At 65.6% G+C, this 20,455-nt stretch carries 22 protein-coding genes and 1 tRNA gene; 18 read left to right on the plus strand and 5 right to left on the minus strand.

Annotated features, from left to right (window positions below; all coding sequences use genetic code 11):
• Positions 1-247: 247 nt before the first annotated feature.
• Genes ABWP84_RS13765 through ABWP84_RS13780 form a run of 4 tightly spaced genes read left to right on the plus strand, consistent with a single transcriptional unit; the run spans position 248 to position 3,256 of the window.
• Positions 248-541 carry an acyl carrier protein gene (locus ABWP84_RS13765; RefSeq protein WP_353212613.1) on the plus strand — a complete coding sequence of 98 codons (294 nt, stop codon included), beginning with the start codon at positions 248-250 and terminating at the stop codon, positions 539-541.
• The gene (locus ABWP84_RS13770; RefSeq protein WP_353212614.1) at positions 538-987 is read left to right on the plus strand and encodes a 3-hydroxyacyl-ACP dehydratase FabZ family protein; all 450 of its coding nucleotides are present in this window, start codon (positions 538-540) and stop codon (positions 985-987) included. Before ABWP84_RS13765 ends, ABWP84_RS13770 begins: the two co-directional genes overlap by 4 nt.
• Entirely contained in the window at positions 984-2,012 is a 1,029-nt protein-coding gene (locus ABWP84_RS13775; protein WP_353212615.1) for a beta-ketoacyl synthase N-terminal-like domain-containing protein, read from the plus strand. Before ABWP84_RS13770 ends, ABWP84_RS13775 begins: the two co-directional genes overlap by 4 nt.
• Positions 2,009-3,256 carry a beta-ketoacyl synthase N-terminal-like domain-containing protein gene (locus ABWP84_RS13780; protein WP_353212616.1) on the plus strand — a complete coding sequence of 416 codons (1,248 nt, stop codon included), beginning with the start codon at positions 2,009-2,011 and terminating at the stop codon, positions 3,254-3,256. The genes ABWP84_RS13775 and ABWP84_RS13780 overlap by 4 nt, the downstream gene beginning before the upstream one ends.
• A 7-nt stretch (positions 3,257-3,263) precedes the next feature.
• On the opposite strand, the gene ABWP84_RS13785 is transcribed toward ABWP84_RS13780, so the two are convergent.
• Positions 3,264-3,941, minus strand: coding sequence for a GntR family transcriptional regulator (locus tag ABWP84_RS13785; protein WP_353212617.1), 678 nt, complete (start codon positions 3,939-3,941; stop codon positions 3,264-3,266).
• Positions 3,942-4,091: 150 nt separating this feature from the next.
• Between ABWP84_RS13785 and ABWP84_RS13790 the strand changes: the two genes are divergently transcribed.
• The 12 genes from ABWP84_RS13790 to ABWP84_RS13845 are packed head-to-tail and all read left to right on the plus strand — an operon-like array spanning position 4,092 to position 15,000.
• Positions 4,092-4,721: a cysteine hydrolase gene (locus ABWP84_RS13790; protein ID WP_353212618.1), complete on the plus strand. Its 630-nt coding sequence runs from the start codon at positions 4,092-4,094 to the stop codon at positions 4,719-4,721.
• A complete protein-coding gene (locus ABWP84_RS13795) occupies positions 4,721-5,614 on the plus strand; it encodes a polysaccharide deacetylase family protein (RefSeq protein ID WP_353212619.1) in 894 nt (297 codons plus the stop codon). The genes ABWP84_RS13790 and ABWP84_RS13795 overlap by 1 nt, the downstream gene beginning before the upstream one ends.
• A complete protein-coding gene (locus tag ABWP84_RS13800) occupies positions 5,611-6,504 on the plus strand; it encodes a polysaccharide deacetylase family protein (RefSeq protein ID WP_353212620.1) in 894 nt (297 codons plus the stop codon). Before ABWP84_RS13795 ends, ABWP84_RS13800 begins: the two co-directional genes overlap by 4 nt.
• Entirely contained in the window at positions 6,504-7,355 is an 852-nt protein-coding gene (locus ABWP84_RS13805) for a branched-chain amino acid ABC transporter permease (protein ID WP_353212621.1), read from the plus strand. The genes ABWP84_RS13800 and ABWP84_RS13805 overlap by 1 nt, the downstream gene beginning before the upstream one ends.
• Complete coding sequence (locus ABWP84_RS13810; RefSeq protein ID WP_353212622.1) at positions 7,352-8,251, plus strand: branched-chain amino acid ABC transporter permease; 900 nt, start codon at positions 7,352-7,354, stop codon at positions 8,249-8,251. The genes ABWP84_RS13805 and ABWP84_RS13810 overlap by 4 nt, the downstream gene beginning before the upstream one ends.
• The gene (locus ABWP84_RS13815) at positions 8,248-9,474 is read left to right on the plus strand and encodes an ABC transporter substrate-binding protein (RefSeq protein WP_353212623.1); all 1,227 of its coding nucleotides are present in this window, start codon (positions 8,248-8,250) and stop codon (positions 9,472-9,474) included. The genes ABWP84_RS13810 and ABWP84_RS13815 overlap by 4 nt, the downstream gene beginning before the upstream one ends.
• Entirely contained in the window at positions 9,471-10,211 is a 741-nt protein-coding gene (locus ABWP84_RS13820) for an ABC transporter ATP-binding protein (protein ID WP_353212624.1), read from the plus strand. Before ABWP84_RS13815 ends, ABWP84_RS13820 begins: the two co-directional genes overlap by 4 nt.
• Positions 10,211-10,909: an ABC transporter ATP-binding protein gene (locus tag ABWP84_RS13825; protein ID WP_353212625.1), complete on the plus strand. Its 699-nt coding sequence runs from the start codon at positions 10,211-10,213 to the stop codon at positions 10,907-10,909. Before ABWP84_RS13820 ends, ABWP84_RS13825 begins: the two co-directional genes overlap by 1 nt.
• Before the next feature lie 2 nt (positions 10,910-10,911).
• Entirely contained in the window at positions 10,912-11,898 is a 987-nt protein-coding gene (locus tag ABWP84_RS13830; protein ID WP_353212626.1) for an amidohydrolase family protein, read from the plus strand.
• A 47-nt stretch (positions 11,899-11,945) separates the two neighbouring features.
• On the plus strand, positions 11,946-13,127 hold the full coding sequence (locus ABWP84_RS13835; protein ID WP_353212627.1) for an acyl-CoA dehydrogenase family protein: 1,182 nt from the start codon (positions 11,946-11,948) through the stop codon (positions 13,125-13,127).
• Positions 13,124-14,053, plus strand: coding sequence for a tripartite tricarboxylate transporter substrate-binding protein (locus ABWP84_RS13840; RefSeq protein ID WP_353212628.1), 930 nt, complete (start codon positions 13,124-13,126; stop codon positions 14,051-14,053). Before ABWP84_RS13835 ends, ABWP84_RS13840 begins: the two co-directional genes overlap by 4 nt.
• The gene (locus tag ABWP84_RS13845) at positions 14,050-15,000 is read left to right on the plus strand and encodes a nitronate monooxygenase (RefSeq protein WP_353212629.1); all 951 of its coding nucleotides are present in this window, start codon (positions 14,050-14,052) and stop codon (positions 14,998-15,000) included. The genes ABWP84_RS13840 and ABWP84_RS13845 overlap by 4 nt, the downstream gene beginning before the upstream one ends.
• A 186-nt stretch (positions 15,001-15,186) precedes the next feature.
• Here the strand turns inward: ABWP84_RS13845 and pheT are convergent, their stop codons facing one another.
• From pheT to rpmI, 4 genes are all read right to left on the minus strand, one after another.
• On the minus strand, positions 15,187-17,655 hold the full coding sequence (gene pheT / locus ABWP84_RS13850) for a phenylalanine--tRNA ligase subunit beta (RefSeq protein ID WP_353212630.1): 2,469 nt from the start codon (positions 17,653-17,655) through the stop codon (positions 15,187-15,189).
• Between the two features lies 1 nt (position 17,656).
• Positions 17,657-18,727, minus strand: a complete 1,071-nt coding sequence (gene pheS, locus ABWP84_RS13855; RefSeq protein ID WP_353212631.1) for a phenylalanine--tRNA ligase subunit alpha — start codon at positions 18,725-18,727, stop codon at positions 17,657-17,659.
• Positions 18,728-18,804: 77 nt separating this feature from the next.
• A complete protein-coding gene (rplT, locus tag ABWP84_RS13860) occupies positions 18,805-19,158 on the minus strand; it encodes a 50S ribosomal protein L20 (RefSeq protein ID WP_353212632.1) in 354 nt (117 codons plus the stop codon).
• Positions 19,159-19,173: 15 nt separating this feature from the next.
• Entirely contained in the window at positions 19,174-19,380 is a 207-nt protein-coding gene (gene rpmI, locus ABWP84_RS13865) for a 50S ribosomal protein L35 (protein WP_353212633.1), read from the minus strand.
• Positions 19,381-19,637: 257 nt separating this feature from the next.
• Between rpmI and ABWP84_RS13870 the strand changes: the two genes are divergently transcribed.
• Both ABWP84_RS13870 and ABWP84_RS13875 read left to right on the plus strand, forming a co-directional pair.
• Entirely contained in the window at positions 19,638-20,267 is a 630-nt protein-coding gene (locus ABWP84_RS13870; protein WP_353212634.1) for a glutathione S-transferase N-terminal domain-containing protein, read from the plus strand.
• A 95-nt stretch (positions 20,268-20,362) separates the two neighbouring features.
• Positions 20,363-20,454, plus strand: a tRNA-Ser gene (locus ABWP84_RS13875).
• Position 20,455 lies beyond the last annotated feature (1 nt).

Consider the following 20,455-nt stretch of genomic DNA (forward strand, 5'->3'; position numbering starts at 1 on the left):
GGGGTGGATGAGTTCCATATCTATACGCTGAACCGCTCAGACCTGGCTTATGCCGTGGCGCATCTTTTGGGGGCGCGGCCGAGGCCGGCGGTCTAGGCTGGCGACCCCGCGTCTTTCATGAATTTTGCGCGCGCTTACGGCCACCGTTTCTGGCCATGGCGGGCGCGGCGGCGGTGGCGAACTGGACAAGTGTGTCCGCTCGCGCCAAACCCTGCCTCCCCACTGCGAAATTTCCGGAGTCCCGCCCATGTCCAGCCCTGATCGCACCACCTATGACCGGATCGCCGCGATCATCGCAGAGACGGCGAATGTGGCGCCGGAGAAGATCAACCCCAAAGCGCATGTGATTAATGATCTGGGCATCGATAGCCTTGATTTCCTTGATATCGTCTTCGCCATCGACAAGGAATTCGGCATCAAGGTGCCGGTTGAGGCATGGACTGAGGCGGTGAATGCTGGCAAGGCGCCGGCAGAGCAGTACTTCATCCTGGGCCCGCTGGCCGAGCGGATTGACGAACTCGTCCAGGCCAAGACCGCTTGAAACTCGAATATTTCTCCATGCTGGACCGCATCGTGGCGCGCGATGCGGAGAGCCTTGTGGCCGAGGCCACCCTGCCCGATGAAAGCCCGATCTTTGAGGGGCATTTCCCCGGCTTTCCGCTGCTGCCCGGTGTGCTGATGATTGAGTGCATGGCCCAGGCCGGTGGCTGGCTGATGCTGGCAAGACAGGAATTTGCCCGGATGCCGTTGCTGGCAAAGGTGGGCCAGGCGAAGCTGCGCGGGATGCTGCTTCCGGGCGCGCTGCTGAGCGTCTCTGCCAAGCTGGTGCATGATGGCTCGGGCTATGCGGTGATGAGCGGGCGTATCGATAGCGGCGGCCAGATGGCGGCTGAGGCTGAATACACCTTACGCATCCTGCCCTTTCCCAATGACAGCCTGGCGGCGATGGTGCGCGGCCGCGGCACGGAGTTGGGGCTTTTGGCATGAAGCGGGTTTGCATCACCGGGGTGGGTTTGATCTCCTCGCTGGGCGTGGGGCGGCAGGCGCATCTGCCGCTGGGCCCGGCGCGGCGCGATGAGGATAATTTTGCGCCTTTCCCCATTCATCCCTTGCCGGCGCTGGGGATGGAGAGTGTCATACCCCGCCGCGAATACCGGCAAATGGAGAATTTTCAGCGCCTGGGCACCTATGCTGCGGGGCTGGCCATTGCCGATGCCGATGCGGCCGCGCTGGTGGCTGGCATGGATCTCGTGGTGGCCGCAGGCGGTGGTGAGCGCGATTGGGCGCTGGATGAGGCGATTCAGGCCGAGTTGCTCGCCATTCCGGCCGAGGGTCGGGAGGCCTGGCTGCATCAGAAGCTGGCCGATGGGCTGCGGCCCACGCTGTTCCTGGCGCAATTGCCCAATCTGCTCGCCGGTTCGATTTCCATTGTCCATAATGTCGCCGGCTCCTCGCGCACGCTGATGGGCGAGGAGGGGGCCGGGGCGGAGGCGCTGCGCGTGGCCGCCGCCCGCATCGCCGCTGGCACATCCGAGATGGTGCTGGTGGGCGGCGGGGTGATTGCCGAGCGCTGGGATGTGATGCTGGCCTTTGGTGCGGCGCTGCATCATGGGCCCTGGTGCCCGACGGCTGAGCGCGATGGCTTGGTCATGGGCAGCCAGGCCGGTTTCATGGTGCTGGAGAGCGAGGATCATGCCCGGGCGCGGCAGGCCCGCATTCTGGCCGTGCTGCGCGATGTGCGGGTTGATGCGGGGGCAGAGGAGGGCCGTGCCGCGCGTTTTGCCGCCCTGGCGCCGGCATCGGGCGGTCTTTCGGTTGCGCCGATGCGCGCGATGATGGTGCCGGGGGCGGAAATGCTGGCCGATGCGATCGGCTCGGGCTTTGAGGCCTCCTTCCCCGTGGGCGTGGCGCTGGCCGCGCTGCGGGTGGAGGCGGGTGCGCCCCCAATTGCGGTGCATGGCTTTGGCCATGGTTATGGCGAATTTTCGGCCCTGGTGGAGCCCTGCCCATGAAGGATCATCGCGGCCGCCCGCGCGTGGTGGTGACCGGCATGGGGCTGGTGACGGCGCTTGGGCGCGATTTGCCCTCGACATGGGCCGGGCTGATGGAGGGGCGTTCGGGCATTCGCCCCATCACCCGCTTCAACACCACTGGCATGCGCAGCCGCATTGGTGGCTGTGTGGATTTTCCGGGCGATGTGCCGGGCCGGCCGCTGACGGTGGCGCAGCGCCTGATCGCATTGGGTGAATTGGCGCTGGATGAGGCCCTGGCCATGGCCGGCCTGCCCAAGCCCTTCCCTGGGCCGCTCAGCCTGGGCCTGCCGCCCACCGAGCTGGAATGGCCGGCGCGGGCGGATATCATGCTCCGTGCGCAGGGCACCACGAATAGGGACCTTGCCATTGCCTCGACCGGCATGCCGGAGGTGCATCGGGTGCAGCAGGTGGTGGAGCCGGTGCGGCATTTCGCGGCGCGCTATGGCACGCGCGGCTTTCCGCAGGCTGTGACCACGGCCTGCGCCTCGGGCGCCTCGGCCATTCAGATGGCGGTGGAGGCGATCCGCCGGGGTGAGACGGATTGCGTGCTGTCCGGCGGCTGCGAGGCCTCGATGACGCCCGAGACGATGATCCGCTTCTCGCTGCTGCAGGCGCTCTCCGCCCGCAATGATCCGCCGGAGACGGCGTCTCGCCCGTTCAGCCTGACGCGGGATGGTTTTATTATGGGCGATGGCGCGGCGGGGCTGGTGCTGGAAAGCATGGAGCATGCCACCGCGCGCGGCGCGACCATTCTGGGCGAAATTTTAGGCGTGGGCGAGCGGGCGGATACGTTTCACCGCACCCGCTCCAGCCCCGATGGCCTGGCGATTTCCGGCGCGGTGGAAAATGCGTTGCGCGATGCCGGCCTCGGTGCCGATGCCATTGGCTATATCAACGCGCATGGCACCTCCACGCCGGAGAATGACAAGATGGAGGCCATGGCGATGCATCTCGTCTTCGGCGAGATCTGCCCGCCCATCTCGTCCACTAAATCCATGCTGGGCCACACCCTCTCGGCCGCGGGGGCGATTGAGGCGGTGATCTGCCTGCTGGCGCTGCGCCACCAGATGCTGCCGCCCACCATCAACCAGACCGATACCGACATGGCGCTGGGCGTGGATGTGGTACCGAATATGGCCCGCCCGCATGGTTTTTCGGCGGCCTTGTCGAATAGTTTTGGTTTCGGCGGGCAGAATGTCTGCGTGGTGCTGGGCCGGGGCTGAGCGGGGCTTAACCCTTCGCCGCACCGCCGCGAATGCCGCTGACATGCTCGCGCATCAGCAATTCGGCCCGCCAGGGGTCGCCGGTGGTGATCGCTTCCAGAATGCGGCGATGGTCATCCACACGCCTGCGGATATCGATGGGCGTGAAGGCGACGATGCGGCGCAGTGAGGGGCCGGGGCGGTTGAGCACCAGGCGCAGCGTATCGGCGAGTTGCCGATTGCCGGCGGCGGCCAGGATGGTCTCATGGAAGGCGACATTGGCGGCGCGGTAGCGTTGCAATTCATCCGCGCCGCAGCGGTTGGTTTCCACCACCGCCTCGCCCTCGGCCAGGGCGGCCTCGGCGGCGCGGCGGGCGTCGGGCGAGAGGCCGTGGCGGGCGGCGAAGCGGCAGGCCAGGCCCTCGAGCGCGGCGCGGATTTCGAAGGCTTCGTCGATCAATTCGGCGGAGAAGTCCCGCACGGTGAAGCCGCGATTGGGGGCGTAATCGAGCAGGCCCTCGGCCGCCAGGGCATGCAGCGCGGTGCGCAATGGGGTGCGGGAGACGCCGAGTTCGGCGGCGAGGCGGGCCTCATTGATCTTCTCGCCATCGGCCAGCGCGCCATCGAGCATTCTCTCGCGCAGCGTATCGGCCACGCGCAACGCGCGGGGGAGCAGGGGCGGGATATTGGGGGCGGGGCCGTCCATCGCTATTGAATACAATCTTGCCTGCGTCGCAACCAGATTTCTGCCTATGATGGCGGCATTGCCGGCCGAAGCGGGCCTGATTGTGTACAATGTGCGTTGACCGCATGGCCATCCGCTTTCACAATGTTGGGGTGATCGAGAGGGTTCAGCGTGAGCGGTTTCGGGGTTGATATGCCATTGGCTGCGGTGGTCGCCATTGACCTCCATCGCGGGCATCTCGACCCGGCGGTGGCCACCATGCCCGCAGCGCCCGAGGTGGCGGCGCGGCTGGTTGCGGCCAATCTTCGCTTTCTTGATGCGGCGCGGGCGGCGGGTATTCCGGTGATCCATTGCGTCACCCGCTATCGCGATGCCGATGAGATTGCCCTCAACCCCTTCTGGCGCACCCGCGCCGAGGACCCGCAGGCCACCCGCAAGAATGTGCTGCGGCACAATCTGGAGGGCATGCCGGGCTTGGAGATCATGCCGGGCCTGCGCCATGCCGATGATTCGGTGGTGGACACCAAGAAGCGCTATGATTGCTTCGTGGCGACGGATCTGGACCTGCGCCTGCGCGCGTTGGGGGCCAATACGCTGCTGATCACCGGCATCAATACCAATAGCTGCGTGCTGGCCACCGCTTGCGCGGCCAATGTGCGCGACTATGCCGTGGTGGTGGTGGAGGATTGCGTGGACACCATGGATGGCCCCGCGCATCACGATGCCGCCTTGATGCTGCTCAAAACCGCTTTTGCTCATGTTATGACCGGGGAGGAGGCGCTGAAGCGCCTCGCAAGCTGATGACCGAACCGACCCTTCCGGGAAGCCGCAACCCCTATTCCGCCATTGTGGACCGCGCACCCTTGCCGCCGCTGCCCGGCGGCGCCCGCATGGCGTTTTGGAGCATTGTGAACCTGGAGGTGTGGGATATTTCCCGCCCCATGGCGCGGCAGGTGATCCCCGCCCCCACCGGCCAGGTGCTGCTGCCCGATGTGCCCAATTGGTCCTGGCATGAATACGGCATGCGGGTGGGGGTATGGCGCTTTTTCAAGCTGTATGAGCGGCTGGGCATTCGCCCCACGCTGTCGATCAACGCCCGGGTTTGCGATGATTATGAGCGGGTTGCCGCCCATGCCCGCGATCTGGGCTGGGAGCCCATGGGCCATGCCTGGGAGCAGATGCCGATCCATAAGGTGGATGATCAGCGGGGGATGATTTTCCGCTCAATGGACCGGTTGGAGAGTTTTTGGGGCAAGCGGCCGATTGGCTGGCTGGGGCCGGGCCTGACGCAAACCTATGACACGCCGGAAAACCTGGCCGAGGCGGGCGTCAAATACATCGGCGACTTCGTCTATGATGACGACCCCACGGTGATCACCACCGCCCAAGGACCTTTGGTGACGCTGCCCTATACGGTGGAGTTGAACGACATCCCGATGATGATCGTGCAGCACCATGAGAGCGCCTATTGGAAGACCCGGGTGATGGACCAGTTCAAGCGGCTCTATGAGGAGAGCGCGGAGCGGCCGAAGATCATCTCGATTGCCATTCACCCCTATATTTCCGGCCAGCCGCATCGCATTCGCTACCTGGAGGAAATTTACGCCGAGGTCGCGGAATATGCCGGCGTGGTGCATATGAACGGCGCAGAATTGTATGATTGGTACAATGCGGCGGCGAAGGTGCATCCATGAACCAGGTGCCGCCCGGTGGGATGCTGCCTGGGGAGCGGATTGCCTTTGATCCCATCGCGGGGCGGCGCCGGCTGGAATTGCCGGATGGCAAGCGCGTGGCGGTGTGGATCATCGTCAATATCGAGGAATGGAACCCGCTGGAGACCATGCCGCGCACGGTGCTGACGCCGCCCGCCGGTGGGGCGCCGATGCCTGATATTCCCAATTGGGCCTGGCATGAATACGGCAATCGGGTGGGGTTCTGGCGTATCCTCGACGTTTTCGATGATTACAAGCTGCCGGGGAATCTGGCGGTGAATGGCTGCGCGATTGCGGCTTATCCGCAGATTGCCGAGGCGGCGCATACGCGCGGCTGGGAATTCATCGGCCATGGTTTTTCGCAGAAGAACATGCAGAAGGTGGCCGATGAGGTGGAGGATATCCGTCTCACCACCGAGGCCATCGAAAGGTTTACCGGCAAGCGCCCGCGCGGCTGGCTGGGCCCGGGCCTGACCGAGACCTGGGAGACGCCGGAGCGGCTGGTGGCGGGCGGCTATGATTACGTGGCGGATTGGGTGCTGGATGATCAGCCAGTGGTGCTCAAGACGCGTAATGGCCCGCTGGCCAATGTGCCCTATACCCAGGAATGCAATGATGTGGCGATGATGCTGATCCAGCATCACAAGGCATCGGAGTATCGTGACCGGGCGATCGACCAGTTCGAGCAGATCCGCTCCGATGCGCGGCATGGCGCGCGGGTGATGGCCATGGTGCTGCACCCTTACATCATGGGCGCGCCGCATCGGCTGCGGTATTTCCGTGAGGCGGTGGCGCATATTGCCGGATGCCCCGATGCGGTCTTCATGACCGGCAGCGCCATCCTCGATTGGGCGAAGGCGCAGCAGGGCTGATGCTGGGTTTCCAGTTGCTCAATGGGCTGACTTTCGCGGCACTGCTCTTTGTGGTGGCCTCGGGGTTTACCCTCGTCTTTGGCCTGTTGCGCATCGTCAATCTGGCGCATGGCGCGCTGTATCTGCTGGGCGGCTATGTCGCTTATGAGGTGGGCGGGCGCAGCGGCAGTTTCGCGGCGGGTGTTGTGGCCGCGATGGTGGCGGTGGCACTGGCCGGGCTGGCGCTGGACCGGGGCCTGCTGCGCTTCGTCAAGGGGCAGGATTTGCGCCAGGTGTTGCTCACCGTCGGCGTGGGGCTGGTGCTCAATGATCTGTTTCTGGTGATCTGGGGCGGCGATGCCTTCACCGTGCCAACGCCTGAGGCCCTGCAGGGGGCTGCGGTGGTGATGGGGGTTTTCTACCCGAAATACCGGCTTTTCGTGCTGCTGGCGGGTGTGGCGATTTTCGTTCTGCTCTGGCTGGTGATGAACCGCACCCGCTATGGCGCGCTCATTCGCGCCGGGGTGGATGATGCGGAAATGCTCTCGGCCACGGGGGTGGATCAGGGGCGGTTGTTTGTCATCACCTTCATGCTGGGCTCGGCGCTGGCGGGGCTGGGTGGCGCCATGGGCGGGGCGTTTCTCTCGCTTTATCCCGGTGCGGATGCGGAGATCTTGGTCTTCTCGCTGGCGGTGGTGATCATTGGCGGGCGAGGCAGCCTGGAGGGCGCGGCGATTGGCGCGCTGTTGATTGGGCTGTTGAACACTTTTGGCCAAGTGTGGTTTCCCGAATTATCCTATTTCGTGGTGTTTGGGCCCATGGCGCTGCTGCTGGCATTTCGGCCCTATGGGCTGTTCGGGCGGGCGGCATGAGGGCGGTGTTCATCCTGGCCGGGTTGGTGGCTTTGGCCAGCATGCCGCTGCTGCTGCCGAGTTATCAGCTTGGTATCGCTTCGGAGATTTTGATCTTTTCGGTGCTCGCCATGTCGGTGAATCTGCTGGCGGGCTATGCCGGGCGCACGCCGCTCTGCCATGGGGCGATCTTTGGCACCTCGACCTATGTGGTGATTATCGCGGCGGCCGCGGGGGTGCCGGTCTGGGCTGCCTGCCTGCTGGGAGTGGCGGCGGCGGGCGGGCTTTCGGTGGTGTTTGGCATTATCGCGGTGCGCACCTCGGGGGTGTATTTTCTGCTGCTGACGCTGGCACTCGGCCTGATCATCTGGGGCATCTGCCTGCGCTGGACGGGCGTGACCGGCGGCGAGAATGGGTTGCGTGGCGATTTGCGGCAGGGCTGGCTGGCTGACTCGCAGCGGCTCTATTGGCTTATCCTGGGGGTGGGGGCGGTGCTGACTTTCGCCATGTGGCGCCTCGTCCGCTCGCCCTTCGGGCTCACTTTGCGGGCGATCAAGGACAGCCCTTCGCGCATGGCGGCCCTTGGGCATGACGTGCCGGCGCATCTCTTTGCCGCCTTCGTGGCGTCGGGGCTTTTTGCCGGTGCGGCCGGGGCGCTGTATGCGCTGTTCAATGATTTCGTCAGCCCCACCACGGTCGCCCTGCCGCAATCGGTGGAGGGGCTGCTGATGGCCATTGTCGGCGGGGTGGGCAACATTCTGGGCGGGCTGGTTGGCGCCTTTGTGCTGATCGCGCTTGAACAATTCGTCAGCGCTTATACTGAGCGCTGGCTTTCGGTGCTGGGCCTCACCGCCATCGCCATCATGCTCTTCGCACCACAAGGTTTGCTCGGGCTTTTGCAAAGGAAATCGCAATGAAACGCAGGATTGTTCTGGCCACCCTCGCAGCCCCCGCCATGCTGCGCGCGCAAGGCACGTCGGGGCCTATCAAGATCGGCCTGATGGCGCCGCTGACCGGTGTCGCAGCCTCGGGCGGGCGCGAGATCGTCGAAGGCTTCCAGATGTATTTCGAGACCATCAATGGCCGCATTGGCGGGCGGGCGGTTGAGGTGACGGTGGAGGATGATGCCTCCAACCCCGACACCGCCCTGCAAAAGGCCCGGCGCCTGGTGGAGCAGGGCAATGTGCATTTCCTCTTCGGCAATCTGCTGGCCAATACCGGCCTTGCGGTTGCCAATTACGTGCGCGGCACGGGCACGCCCTATTTCATTCCGGTGATCGCCGCCGATGATCTGACGCAGCGAAGCCGCCTGCCCAATGTGGTGCGCGTGGCCGGCTATTCCGCCAGCCAGTTCAGCCGGCCGCTGGCCGATTGGGCCTATAAGCAGGGTTTTCGGCGAATTGCCACGATCAGCCAGGACTACACCTTCGGCCATGAGCAATGCGGTGGCTTTGCGCAGAAATTCACCTCGCTCGGCGGGCGGGTGTTGCAGCAATTCTGGCATCCGCTGAACACCTCGGATTTCTCGCCCTATATGGGGCAATTGGCCAATGCGGGGGTAGACGCCATCTTCGCCATGGAGACGGGGGCCGATGCCACCCGCCTCATCCAGGCCTATGCCAGCTTTGGCCTGAAGGGCCGCATCCCGCTGATGGGCGCGATGAATGCCTCCGATCAATCGGTCATCCGTACCATGGGGGCCGAGGCCGAGGGCATCGTCTCTGCGGCGCATTTCGCCGAAGGTTCGACCAATGCCATCACCCAGGCCTTTGTGGCCGATTATGATCGGCGCTTCCAGAAATTGCCCTCGCTTTATGGTTTCTCGCATTTCTCGGGCGCGATGTGGGTGGCCGAGGCGCTGAAGACCATCGGCGCCGATGCCGAGAATCGCGAGCGCCTGCTCGCTGCCGTGCGCGCCACCACGCTGACAGGCAGCCCGCTGGGTGCGCCGGTTTCGCTCGATGCCTATGGCAATCCGGTTTATGACGCCTTTATTCGCCGCGTGGTGCGCCGCCCCGATGGCAAGCTTTGGAATGCGCCGATCGAGACCTATCCGCGCGTCGATCAATTCTGGGGTTTTGAGCCGGAAGCCTATATGCGCCAGCCGGCCTATTCGCGGGCCTTCCAGGGGCCGCGGTGAAGGCGCTCGAACTCAGCAATGTCGTGGTGCGCTTCGGCGCGCTGCGGGCGGTGGATGGGGCGAGCCTCTCCCTTGAGCAGGGCGAGCGCCGCGCCGTGATAGGCCCGAATGGCGCGGGTAAAACCACGCTGTTCAACGCCATCACCGGGGTGATTCGCCCGGCCGAGGGCCGGGTGGTGATACAGGGTTGGGATGGCACCCGCGCCAGCCCGCAGGCACGCGCCCGCCGGGGCGTAGGCCGCACCTTTCAGATCACCAATTTGTTTCCCGAATTGACCATCGCCGAGAATATGCGGGTGGCGCTGCGTGGCCTCACCACCGCGAAATGGAATTTTTGGGCCAGCGATGAGGCGGGCGCGGGCAGGGCGGCCATTGCCGAGGCGCTGGCTGCCGCGCGCCTTGAAGGCCAGGATGAGGTTCGGGTGAAGCATCTCTCCTATGGCGCGCAGCGCCAATTGGAATTGGCCATGGCGCTGGTGCAAAAGCCGCGCCTGCTGCTGCTGGATGAACCCGCCGCCGGCCTCTCGCCGGTGGAGCGTGGCGCTGTGGCCGATATCGTCCGCGCCCTGCCGCGCGATATCGCCATGGTGCTGATCGAACATGACATGGACCTGGCACTCGGCCTGGTGGACAGCGTGACCGTGATGCATGAGGGGCGCGTGTTGCTGGAAGCTGCCCCCGACCAGATTCGCGGCAATGCCCAGGTGCAGGAAGTCTATCTGGGGCGGGCGGCCTGATGCTCAGCGTTCGTGACCTGCATGCCGGTTATGGTGAGGCGCAGGTGCTGCATGGCGTCTCGCTGGAGATCACCCGTGGTGCGGTGCATGCGCTGCTGGGGCGCAATGGCATGGGCAAATCCACCCTGGTGCGCGCCATGATGGGGCTCTCCACGCCGCGCATCACGGCGGGTGATGTCATGCTGGGCGAGACCCGGTTGAATGGCATGGCGCCGCATCGCATTGCCCGCGCGGGGGTGGCGCTGGTGCCGCAGGGGCGCAGGCTTTTCGCCTCGCTGACGGTGAGCGAGCATCTCACCATCCTCAAGCCGGCCTCGGCAAGGCATGGCTGGACGGTGGCGCGGGTTTTTGAGGCCTTTCCCCGCCTGGCGCAGCGCAAGAGCCATCGCGGCAACCAGCTTTCCGGTGGCGAGCGGCAGATGCTGGCGGTGGGCCGGGCGCTTATGGCCGATCCGAGTTTTATCCTGATGGATGAACCCTCCGAGGGGCTGGCGCCGGTCATGGTGCAGGCATTGGAGGGCGTCGTCGCGCTGCTGCGCGATGAGGGCCTGGGCGTGCTGCTGGTGGAACAAAATCTCTATTCGGCGCTGGCCGTGGCGGATCGTGTCTCGGTGCTGGAGGGCGGGCAGATCGTCCATTCCGCGCCGATTGCCGAGAGCCCGGCGGAGACTCTCACCCGTTTTCTGGGAGTTCACTGAGCATGGCGATTGACGCCCATACCCATACGCTTTGCCCAGGCGTGAACCCGCTGGTGGCCGGCCGGCCCGAATTGGCCGCCATTCCCTATCAGCGCGACCTTTCGGCGGAGAGCCGGGTGGTGGATCACGACCAGTTTCCCGATCTGCTGAAGGCCTTTTTGCAAGTCGAGCGCCGGCTGGCGGATATGGCGAAGATGCGCATCACCCACCAGGTGGTGGCACCCGCCCCGGGCCAGCAGCATTACTGGGCCGAGCCGGCTTTGCTGGACCAATTGAGCCGGTTGCAGAATGAGCATGTGGCGGCGATGTGCGCGGCCAATCCCCAGGCCTTTTCGGGCCTTGGCACATTGCCGATGACGGCGCCTGATCTGGCCATTGCCACGGCAACCCATGGGGTGGAGAGCCTCGGCCTGAAGGGTTTTCAGATCGATACCCGCGCCGGCGCTATGGAGCTGTCCGACCCGGCGCTGGACCCGCTCTGGGCGCGGCTGGAAAAGCTGGATACGGCGGTGATGCTGCATCCGTTGGGTTTTTCCGATGGCATGCGCCTCTCGCCCTTCTTCATGGTCAATACCGTGGGCAACCCGATGGAGGAGGTGATCGCCGCCAATCATCTCATCCTGGGCGGCGTGCTGGACCGCCACCCTGGGCTGCGGATCAAGATCGTGCATGGTGGCGGCTTCTACCCCTTCCTGATCGGCCGGCTGGACCATGCCTGGAAGCGGAGGCCGGAGGTGCGCAAACTGACGGCCGAGCCGCCTTCGGCCTATCTCACGCGCATGTGGTACGACACGGTGGTGTTTGATCCGGCCATTCTGCGCATGCTGGTGTCGCTGGTGGGTGCCGAGCGGGTGATGCTGGGCAGCGATTATCCCTTCGATATGGGTGATATGGACCCCTTGGGCATGCTGGAATCCTGCGGATTTTCGGCTGAGGACACGGCGCAGATTGCTTCCCGCACGGCGAGGGATTTCTTCCGCCTGAGTTGACCCAAACCCCTCCGCCGGCCCAGGCTATCGGCGGAGGAGCCCAAAAAATGCCGGACATCATGCTGCCCACCGCCGCGGAATTCGAGACCTATCTCGATTCTATCCGCCGGCTTGTGCGCGAAAAACTCATACCCGCCGAACCAAGGCTGGATGGCCAGGAGACCCTGCCGGAGGATCTGACGCAATTGCTGCGCGATGCCGGGTTGTTCGGCATTTCCATCCCCACCGCCTATGGCGGCCTCGGCCTGACGATGGAGCAGCAGGTGCGGGTGATGTTCGAGGTGACGCGCGCTTCCAGCGTGTTTCGCGCCCGCTTCTCCACCACCATTGGCTTGGGCAGCCAGCCCATCCTCTATAACGGCACCGAGGCGCAGCGGCTGGAATGGCTGCCGCGCATGGCGAGCGGCGAGGCGACGGCCAGCTTCGCCCTCACCGAGCCCGAGGCTGGCAGCGATGCCGGGGGGCTGCGTACCACGGCGCGGCGGGAGGGCGATGATTTCGTCATCAATGGCACCAAGCGCTACATCACCAATGCTAGGCAGGCCGATGTCTTCATCGTGATGGCGCGCACGGTGGAGGGCACGAGGGATGCCTCGGGCATTTCCGCCTTCATCGTGCCCGCCGGCACGCCTGGCCTTTCCTGCGGTGCGGCGGATAAGAAAATGGGCCAGGATGGTTCCGCCACCTCGGAGGTGTATTTTGATGAGGTGCGCGTGCCGGCATCGGCGCTGATCGGCGGGCGCGAGGGCGGCGGCTTCAAGACCGCCATGCGCGGCATCAACCATGCCCGACTGCATGTGGCGGTGACCTGCGTCGGTCAGGCGCAGCGGCTGCTGGAGGAGGCGCTGGCCTATACGATGAACCGCCGGCAATTCGGCCAGGCCCTGGCGGAATTTCAGCTGGTGCAGGCGCAATTGGCCGATAGCCGTTCGGAGATTCTGGCCGGGCGCAGCATGATACTGGAGACAGCCCGCGCCTTCGATGCGGCGGGTGAGGCGCAGGGGCCGATTGTGGCCGATATCGCCTGTTGCAAGCTGTTCTGCTCGGAAATGGCCGGCCGGGTGGCGGACCGGGCGCTGCAGTTGCATGGCGGCATGGGCTATATGCATGGCACGGTGGTGGAGCAATTGTTCCGCGATGTTCGGCTGTTCCGGATTTTCGAGGGGGCATCGGATGTGCAGCGGTTGCTGATTGGCAAGACCATGGTGGCCGAGGCGAAGCGGGCATGAGGCGCCGGATCCTTCTCGCTGGCCTCGCCATGCCGGCGCTGGCGCAATCCAGCACCATTCGCATCATCAGCCCTTATACGGCGGGCGGTGCCTCGGATATTCTGGGCCGCTTCGCCGGCCAGGCGATTGGCGAGGCGCTGGGGGTGACGGTGGTGGTGGAGAACCGCACCGGCGCCGGCGGCAATCTGGGGGCCGAGGCGGTGGCGCGCGCCGCCCCGGATGGCACCACCTTCCTCGTTATGGCCGCAGCGCAGGCGGCCAATGCCACGCTGTATCGCAGCCTGCCTTTCAATGTGCTGCGGGATTTCGCGCCGGTGGCGGTGATTGGCGTGGTGCCTAATCTGCTCTCGGTGCATCCGGCGGTGCCGGCGCATGATGTGGCCGGGTTCATTGCCTTCGCCCGGGCGCAGAGCGCTGGCATCACCTATTCTTCCGCCGGGGTGGGCACCATTCCGCATTTGGCGATGGAGTTGTTTCGCCATCGGGCTGGCTTCCAGGCCACCCATGTGCCCTTCCGTGGCACAGCACCGGCGGTGACCGAGGTGGTGGCCGGGCGCATTCAGGCGATGATGGAGAACCTGCCGCCCCAGGCGCCGCAAATTCGGGCCGGGGCGCTGCGTGGCTTGGGGGTTTCCACCGCCGCGCGGGTGGCGGATTTCCCCGACATTCCCGCCATTGCCGAGACCCTGCCGGGGTTTGAGGCGATGGCCTGGCAATCGCTGGTGGCGCCGGCTGGCACGCCGCCGGCCATTCTGCGGCGGGTGGGTGAGGTGGTGCTGGCCGCCACCGCCGCGCGGGCTGGGCAACTGCGTGGTATGGGTTTCATCCCTGGCACCATCGGCCCTGATGCCTTCCCCGCCTTCTTGCGGGCCGAGGTGGAGAAATGGGCCGAGGCCGTGCGTATTTCTGGAGCAACCGCCGAATGAAGACCCGTGTCACCGAAATGCTCGGCATCCGCTACCCCATCGTGCAGGGGGGGCTGGCACGGGTGGCCTATGCCGAGCTGGCCGCTGCCGTTTCCAATGCCGGGGGCTTGGGGCAGATCAATACCGCTTCGTTGCTCGAGCCTGAGGCGCTGCGGGCGGAAATTCGCCGCTGCCAGGCGCTCACCTCGCTGCCTTTTGGCGTGAATTTCCCGATCAATCGGCATGACCTCAACCCGCTGCTGGATGTGGCGCTGGAGGAGGGTGTGCGCGTGATCGCGCTGACCGCGGGCAATCCGGCACCCTATCTGCGCCGCTGTGAAGGCCATGCCGTGCATACCCTGGTGCTGACCGCCGGCCCGGAATTGGCCAAGAAGGCCGAGGCTGCGGGTGCGCATATGGTGGCCACTGTGGGCTTTGAGGGCGGCGGCCATATCGGGCGTTCGGATGAGACCACCATGGTCATGGTGCCGCGCGTTGTGGATGCGGTGAAAATCCCGGTGCTGGCGAGTGGTGGCATTGCCGATGGGCGGGGGCTGCTGGCGGCCCTGGCGCTGGGGGCCGAGGGGGTGGAGATGGGCACCCGCTTCGTCGCCACCATCGAGGCGCGGGCGCATGAGAATTACAAGCAGGCGCTGGCCGCAGCCGCGCCCGATGGCACCATGCTGATCAAGCGTTCCATGGGCATGCCCGGGCGCACGCTGCGCTCGCCCTTTGCCGAGCATATCGTGGCGCGCGAGGCGGCGGGGGCGGAGAAGGCCGAGTTGCTGGAGTTGGTGGCCGGCCGGGTGAATGCGCTGGGCACGGATGAGGGGCGGCTGGAGGAAAGTTTTGTCTGGGCCGGGCAATGCGTGGGCCTGATCCATGACGTGCCGCCGGCGGGGGAGGTGATCCGCCGGATGGTGGCCGAGGCTGAGGCGGGAATCGCGCGGTTGCGCGGCATTGGTTAGGGGTATTGCTGAGCCGATGTGAGGGCGCAGCAATGTAGTGGGGTGCTAAAACCCAATTACAGACCAGAAAAATGATTAAATTGAGTAATTTAACGAAGGTGCAGGAAACTGAGTTTCCTGCTGAGGTGTTCGAGGGGCAAAGCCCCTCGATCTTTTCCCCCCTCGCCATTCGTCTTTCCCCAGCGATTACCCGCGCAGCGTCGCCCCCGTGGCCTTGGTGATGGCTGCTACCACCTTGGCCACCACCGCCTCGATCTCGGCATCGGTGAGGGTGCGTTCGCGCGGCTGTAAGGTGATCTGGATGGCGAGGCTGACCTTGCCCTCGGGCAGGCGCTCGCCGGCATAGCGGTCGAATAGCACGACATCGCTCACCAGCGCCCGCTCGGCGCCACGCGCGGCGCGCAGCAGGTTATCGGCCGGCACATCGGCATCGACCAGCAAGGCCAGGTCACGCCGCAGCGGCTGGAAGGCGGGCAGGTCGGGCGGGGATTTCTTGCGGCGCTTGGGCTCGGGCACGGCGTCGAGAAACACCTCTGCCGCCACGGCAGCGCCGGGCAAGCCCAGCGTGTCGCGCAGTTGCGGGTGGATTTCGCCAAAATACGCCAGCACCGTCTTGGGCCCCTGGCGGAAGGTGCCGCTGCGGCCGGGGTGGTAATGGCCGGGGGCATCGGTGGTGATGGTGACGCCGGCCATGGGCACGCCGAGTGCCTCCAGCACCGCCTGGGCATCGGCCTTGGCGTCCAGCGCCTCCACCGGGCGGGCGGGGGCGGCCCAATTGGCCGGGGTGCTGCCGGCGCGGAGCGTGCAGGCCATGGCGAGTTGCCCCTCGGGCGCGGTGGAGCGATAGCCGCCGCCCACCTCGCTCAAGGCCACATCGGCAAAGCCGCGCGCGGCATTGGCGGCGGCGGCGAATGCGAGGCTGGCCACCGGGGTTGGGCGCATCTGGTTGAGATCGGAGGCGATGGGGTTTTCCAGCCGCAGCGCAGCCTCGCCACCGCCGAATTGCTCCGCCGTGGCCTGGGCCACAAAACCATAGGTGACATTATCCTGGCAGCCGCGGGCGGCCAGGATGCGCCGCGCGGTGATGGCGCGGCGTTGCTTCGCATCCACCGCCGGGGGCGGTACGGCAAAGGGCACGGGCAGCGATACGGCGGGCACCGCATCGAGCCCGCCCAGGCGGAGGACTTCCTCCACCAGATCGGCCTCGGCCTCGGTGGCCTCGCAGCCCTCGCGCGCGGCGGCTGCCCGCGTGGGGTCCAGCCCTGGGTCCATGTCGAGCGTGATGGGGGCGGCGATGTCGTTGCGCCAGGAGGGGACGGCCACGGTCACCGAGGCTGTGTCGCGCTGCAGCGTGGCGAAGCCCAGGGCTTCCAGCCGCGCCACCGCGTCATCCGTTGCCACTGCCATGCCGCCCAGGCCCATCAGGCGCTCGAAGCGCAGCGTGGCGTGGCGGCGCCAGTTTGGTTCCTGGCCGGCCTCGGAGATTTCGCTGGCCTCGCCGCCGCAGAGTTCCATGATGGTGGCGGTGGCCATATCCAGCGCGCGTGGCGGCAGGGCCTGGTCCAGGCCGCGCTCGAAGCGTTGCCGGGCATCGGTGAAGACAGCATGGCGGCGGCCGGAGAGGGCGATGCGCACCGGGTCGAACAGGGCGCTTTCGATGAAGCACTCGGTGGTGTTCTCGTCGCAGCCGGAATGCTCGCCGCCGATGATGCCGCCCAGCGCCTCGGCGCCGGCCTCGTCGGCGATCACGCCATCCTCTTCGGTCAGCGTGTAGGTCTTGTTGTTCAGCGCGGCCAGGGTTTCGCCTGGGCGGGCCATGCGCATGGAGAGCGTGCGGCCCTTCACCTTGGCGACGTCAAACACGTGCAAGGGGCGGCCCAGCCCATAGGTGAAGAGGTTGGTGACATCGACCAGCGCATTGATCGGGCGCAGGCCGACCGCCACCAGCCAATCCTGCAGCCATTGGGGCGAGGGGCCGTTTTTCACGCCCCGCACAGCGCGGCCGACGACCCAGTTGCAGGCCCTGGGATCTTCGATGTGCCAGGTCAGCGGCGAGGGGTAGCGGGCGGTGATGCTGGGGGTGGGGAGGGGCTTCAGCCGGCCGAGGCCTGCCGCCGCCAGATCGCGGGCGATGCCATGGACGGAGAGCGCGTCGCCGCGGTTCGGTGTGACCTTGATTTCGATGATGGTGTCGAGCTTGGCGTATTCGGCATAGGGGCGGCCGATGGGGGCGTCTTCGGGCAGATCGATAATGCCGGAATGGTCATCGCCCAGGCCCATTTCGCGGGCGGAGAGCATCATGGCCTCGGATTTCTCGCCGCGGATTTCGCCCACTTTGAGGGTGATGCCGGTGCCGGGGATGAAGGCGCCGGGGAGGGCGGCCACGCCGATGAGGCCGGTGCGCGCATTGGGCGCGCCGCACACCACGGCGTATTCCCTGCCATCGCCGATATCAACGCGCAGCGCGCGCAGGCGGTCAGCATTGGGGTGCTGGCGGGCCTCGATGACGCGGGCGATGACGAAGCTGGCCAGGGGGGCGGCGCGGTCTTCCACGCCTTCCACCTCGATGCCGATGCGGGTGAGGGTCTCGCAGAGCGTTGCCGTATCGGCATCGAAATCGAGATGGGCGCGCAGCCAGGAGAGCGGGAATTTCATGTCACACGCCCTCATGCAGGGAGGCGGGGGTTAGCGGGCTGGAGGCGTAATGGGCGAGCCAGCGGATATCGCCCTCATAAAAGGGGCGCAGATCGGCTATGCCATGTTTGAGCATGGTGATGCGCTCGATTCCCATGCCGAAGGCAAAACCCTGCCATTCGCGCGCATCAATGCCGCAATTGGCCAGCACGCGGGGATGGACCATGCCCGAGCCCAGGATTTCCAGCCAATCACCGCCGGCGCCGAGTTCGCCGGTTTTGCGGTTCCAGCCGATATCCACCTCCATCGAGGGTTCGGTGAAGGGGAAGTAGCTGGAGCGGAAGCGCACCGGCAGGGTGGAAATGCCGAAAAACGCCCGCAGGAAATCGGTGAGGCAGCCCTTGAGGTGGCCCAGCGTGATGCCGCGATCGATCACCAGGCCTTCGACCTGGTGGAACATCGGCGAATGCGTGGCGTCATGATCGGCGCGATAGGTGCGGCCGGGGGCGATGATGCGAATGGGCGGTTCCTGGCCGAGCATGGTGCGGACCTGCAGCGGTGAGGTTTGGGTGCGCAGCACCAGCGGGCGGCCATCGGCGCCGGTGCCGGGGAGATAAAAAGTGTCCTGATCCTGCCGTGCGGGGTGATGGTCGGGGATGTTGAGCGCGCCGAAATTATACCAGTCGCTCTCGATATCCGGGCCGGCCACGGCGGAGAAGCCCATGGCGCCGAAGATGGCGGTGAGTTCCTCGATGGTGCGGTTGATGGGGTGGATGGAGCCGGCCGGGATGGGCCGGGCGGGCAGGGACATATCCTGCTTCTCGGCCAGTAGCCGGGCGTTGAGATCCGCCGTGGCGAGAACGCCATGGGCCTGGTCGAGGCTGAGGTCGATCGAGGCGCGGGCCTCATTGAGGGCTGCGCCGCGCTGCTTGCGCTCCTCCGGCGGCAATGCGCCCAGGCCCTTCATGAGGGTGCTGAGGCGGCCCTGCTTGCCGAGGAAGGCGACACGCACGCCGTCCAATTCACGCAGATTGGCGGCCTGGCTCATGGCGGATTTCGCCTCGGCGACCAGGGCTTCAAGCTCATCACTCATCGGGGTGTTCCACGCAAAAGAAAAAGGCCGCCCCCCGTTACCGGAAGGCGGCCTGTTTGTCGTCCCTGTCGGGCTGTTTAGACGGCTGCCTTGGCTTTTTCGATCAAGGCGGCAAAGGTTTCCGGCTCGTCATAGGCGAGGGCGGCCATCACCTTGCGGTCCATCTCGATGCCGGCCTTCTTAATGGCGGCGATGAAGACGCTATAGGTCATGCCATGCTCGCGCACGGCGGCATTGATGCGCTGGATCCACAACCCGCGGAACTCGCGCTTCTTGTTGCGACGGTCGCGATAGGCGTATTGCAGCGCCTTCTCAACGCGCTCGAGCGCGGGGCGGAAGGTCGTGGAAGAGCGGCCGACATAGCCCTTGGCGAGCTTGAGGACCTTCTTGTGACGGGCATGGGCGGTAACGCCGCGTTTGACACGTGCCATTTTTCTGCGCCCCCCTTACCGGCTCAAACCATACGGAAGCCACTGCTTACCCGTCTTGGCATCCATCTCTGTCAGTGTCTGGCTGCCACGGTTCTGCCGCTTGGCCTTCTGGCTGCGCGCCGAGAGGTTGTGGCGCTTCTTGCCGGGGCCGGCCAGGACCTTGCCCGTGGCCGTGATCTTGAAGCGCTTTTTGGCGCTTGATGTCGTCTTCATCTTGGACATTCGGTACTCCCATTGCGCGGCCGGAACCGCACGCCTGTATCATGCCCCAACCTTGCCCACGGGATGTCCGTGGCCCCCCGAAACGCGACGGGGACCGCACCATGCGGCGGGGGCATGTCTCCTCGGCCGGGCTGTCCAGGGCACCGGCGCGGGAGCGCGGCTTATAGGCGGGACGCGGGATTGTCACAAGGGGTGGGTGATGGACGGCGCGGCGGGGCGCATGCCACACAGGGCAGTCTCGTGGAGAGGAACCCCGCATGATCGAGCTTTGGACCTGGAACACCCCCAATGGCCGGAAGATTTCCGCCGCCCTGGAGGAGATGGGCCTGCCTTATAAGGTGGTGCCGGTGAATATCAGCAAGGATGAGCAGTTCAACCCCGCCTTCCTCGCCTTCAGCCCGAACAACCGCATCCCTGCCATCATCGACCCCGATGGCCCGGGTGGTGCGCCCATCACTGTGTTCGAGAGTGGCGCCATTTTGCTGTATCTGGCCGAGAAGACGGGCCGGTTCATGCCGGCTGATCTGCGCGGGCGGGTGGAGGTGCTGGAATGGCTGATGTGGCAGATGGGCGGCTTTGGCCCCATGCCCGGCCAGGTGCACCACTTCCTGATGCAGTCCGAGGGGGCGGCCAGGGATTATGGCCTGGCGCGCTACGGCAAGGAGACCAGGCGGCTTTATGGCGTGCTGGAGAAGCGCCTGGCCGGGCGGGAATTCGTGGCCAGCGCGGGTGAGCCCAGCATCGCCGATTTCGCCATTCTGGGTTGGGCATGGCGGCATGAGCGGCATCAGGTGCCCTTTGATGACCTGCCCAATGTGGCGGCGTGGTATGCGCGGATGATGGCCCGGCCGGCGACGGCGAAGGGATTTGAAGTCGCCCTCTCATGACCGTTTGACGGAACGGGGGAGGGAGGCTAAACCCCCTCCTGCACATGCCGTGCAGACTTCACACTCCCAGCGACTATCTGGCAGCTACTACCTGAGGAGGGGTGGCCGAGTGGCCGAAGGCGGCAGTTTGCTAAACTGTTAATCGGGTTAAACCGGTTCGTGGGTTCGAATCCCATCCCCTCCTCCAG

Origin of the sequence: Rhodovarius sp. (assembly GCF_040399605.1) — a bacterium.
Taxonomy (GTDB): domain Bacteria; phylum Pseudomonadota; class Alphaproteobacteria; order Acetobacterales; family Acetobacteraceae; genus Rhodovarius; species Rhodovarius crocodyli_A.

Bases quoted from the DNA above. Each gene is read 5' to 3' on its own strand.
- ABWP84_RS13775 (WP_353212615.1), top strand. From the start codon at position 984: ATGAAGCGGGTTTGCATCACCGGGGTGGGTTTGATCTCCTCGCTGGGC.
- ABWP84_RS13835 (WP_353212627.1), top strand. From the start codon at position 11,946: ATGCCGGACATCATGCTGCCCACCGCCGCGGAATTCGAGACCTATCTC.
- ABWP84_RS13870 (WP_353212634.1), top strand. From the start codon at position 19,638: ATGATCGAGCTTTGGACCTGGAACACCCCCAATGGCCGGAAGATTTCC.
- ABWP84_RS13815 (WP_353212623.1), top strand. From the start codon at position 8,248: ATGAAACGCAGGATTGTTCTGGCCACCCTCGCAGCCCCCGCCATGCTG.
- ABWP84_RS13765 (WP_353212613.1), top strand. From the start codon at position 248: ATGTCCAGCCCTGATCGCACCACCTATGACCGGATCGCCGCGATCATC.
- ABWP84_RS13825 (WP_353212625.1), top strand. From the start codon at position 10,211: ATGCTCAGCGTTCGTGACCTGCATGCCGGTTATGGTGAGGCGCAGGTG.
- ABWP84_RS13795 (WP_353212619.1), top strand. From the start codon at position 4,721: ATGACCGAACCGACCCTTCCGGGAAGCCGCAACCCCTATTCCGCCATT.
- ABWP84_RS13830 (WP_353212626.1), top strand. From the start codon at position 10,912: ATGGCGATTGACGCCCATACCCATACGCTTTGCCCAGGCGTGAACCCG.
- pheS (WP_353212631.1), bottom strand. From the start codon at position 18,727: ATGAGTGATGAGCTTGAAGCCCTGGTCGCCGAGGCGAAATCCGCCATG.
- rpmI (WP_353212633.1), bottom strand. From the start codon at position 19,380: ATGTCCAAGATGAAGACGACATCAAGCGCCAAAAAGCGCTTCAAGATC.
- ABWP84_RS13840 (WP_353212628.1), top strand. From the start codon at position 13,124: ATGAGGCGCCGGATCCTTCTCGCTGGCCTCGCCATGCCGGCGCTGGCG.
- ABWP84_RS13800 (WP_353212620.1), top strand. From the start codon at position 5,611: ATGAACCAGGTGCCGCCCGGTGGGATGCTGCCTGGGGAGCGGATTGCC.
- rplT (WP_353212632.1), bottom strand. From the start codon at position 19,158: ATGGCACGTGTCAAACGCGGCGTTACCGCCCATGCCCGTCACAAGAAG.
- pheT (WP_353212630.1), bottom strand. From the start codon at position 17,655: ATGAAATTCCCGCTCTCCTGGCTGCGCGCCCATCTCGATTTCGATGCC.
- ABWP84_RS13805 (WP_353212621.1), top strand. From the start codon at position 6,504: ATGCTGGGTTTCCAGTTGCTCAATGGGCTGACTTTCGCGGCACTGCTC.
- ABWP84_RS13780 (WP_353212616.1), top strand. From the start codon at position 2,009: ATGAAGGATCATCGCGGCCGCCCGCGCGTGGTGGTGACCGGCATGGGG.
- ABWP84_RS13845 (WP_353212629.1), top strand. From the start codon at position 14,050: ATGAAGACCCGTGTCACCGAAATGCTCGGCATCCGCTACCCCATCGTG.
- ABWP84_RS13785 (WP_353212617.1), bottom strand. From the start codon at position 3,941: ATGGACGGCCCCGCCCCCAATATCCCGCCCCTGCTCCCCCGCGCGTTG.
- ABWP84_RS13810 (WP_353212622.1), top strand. From the start codon at position 7,352: ATGAGGGCGGTGTTCATCCTGGCCGGGTTGGTGGCTTTGGCCAGCATG.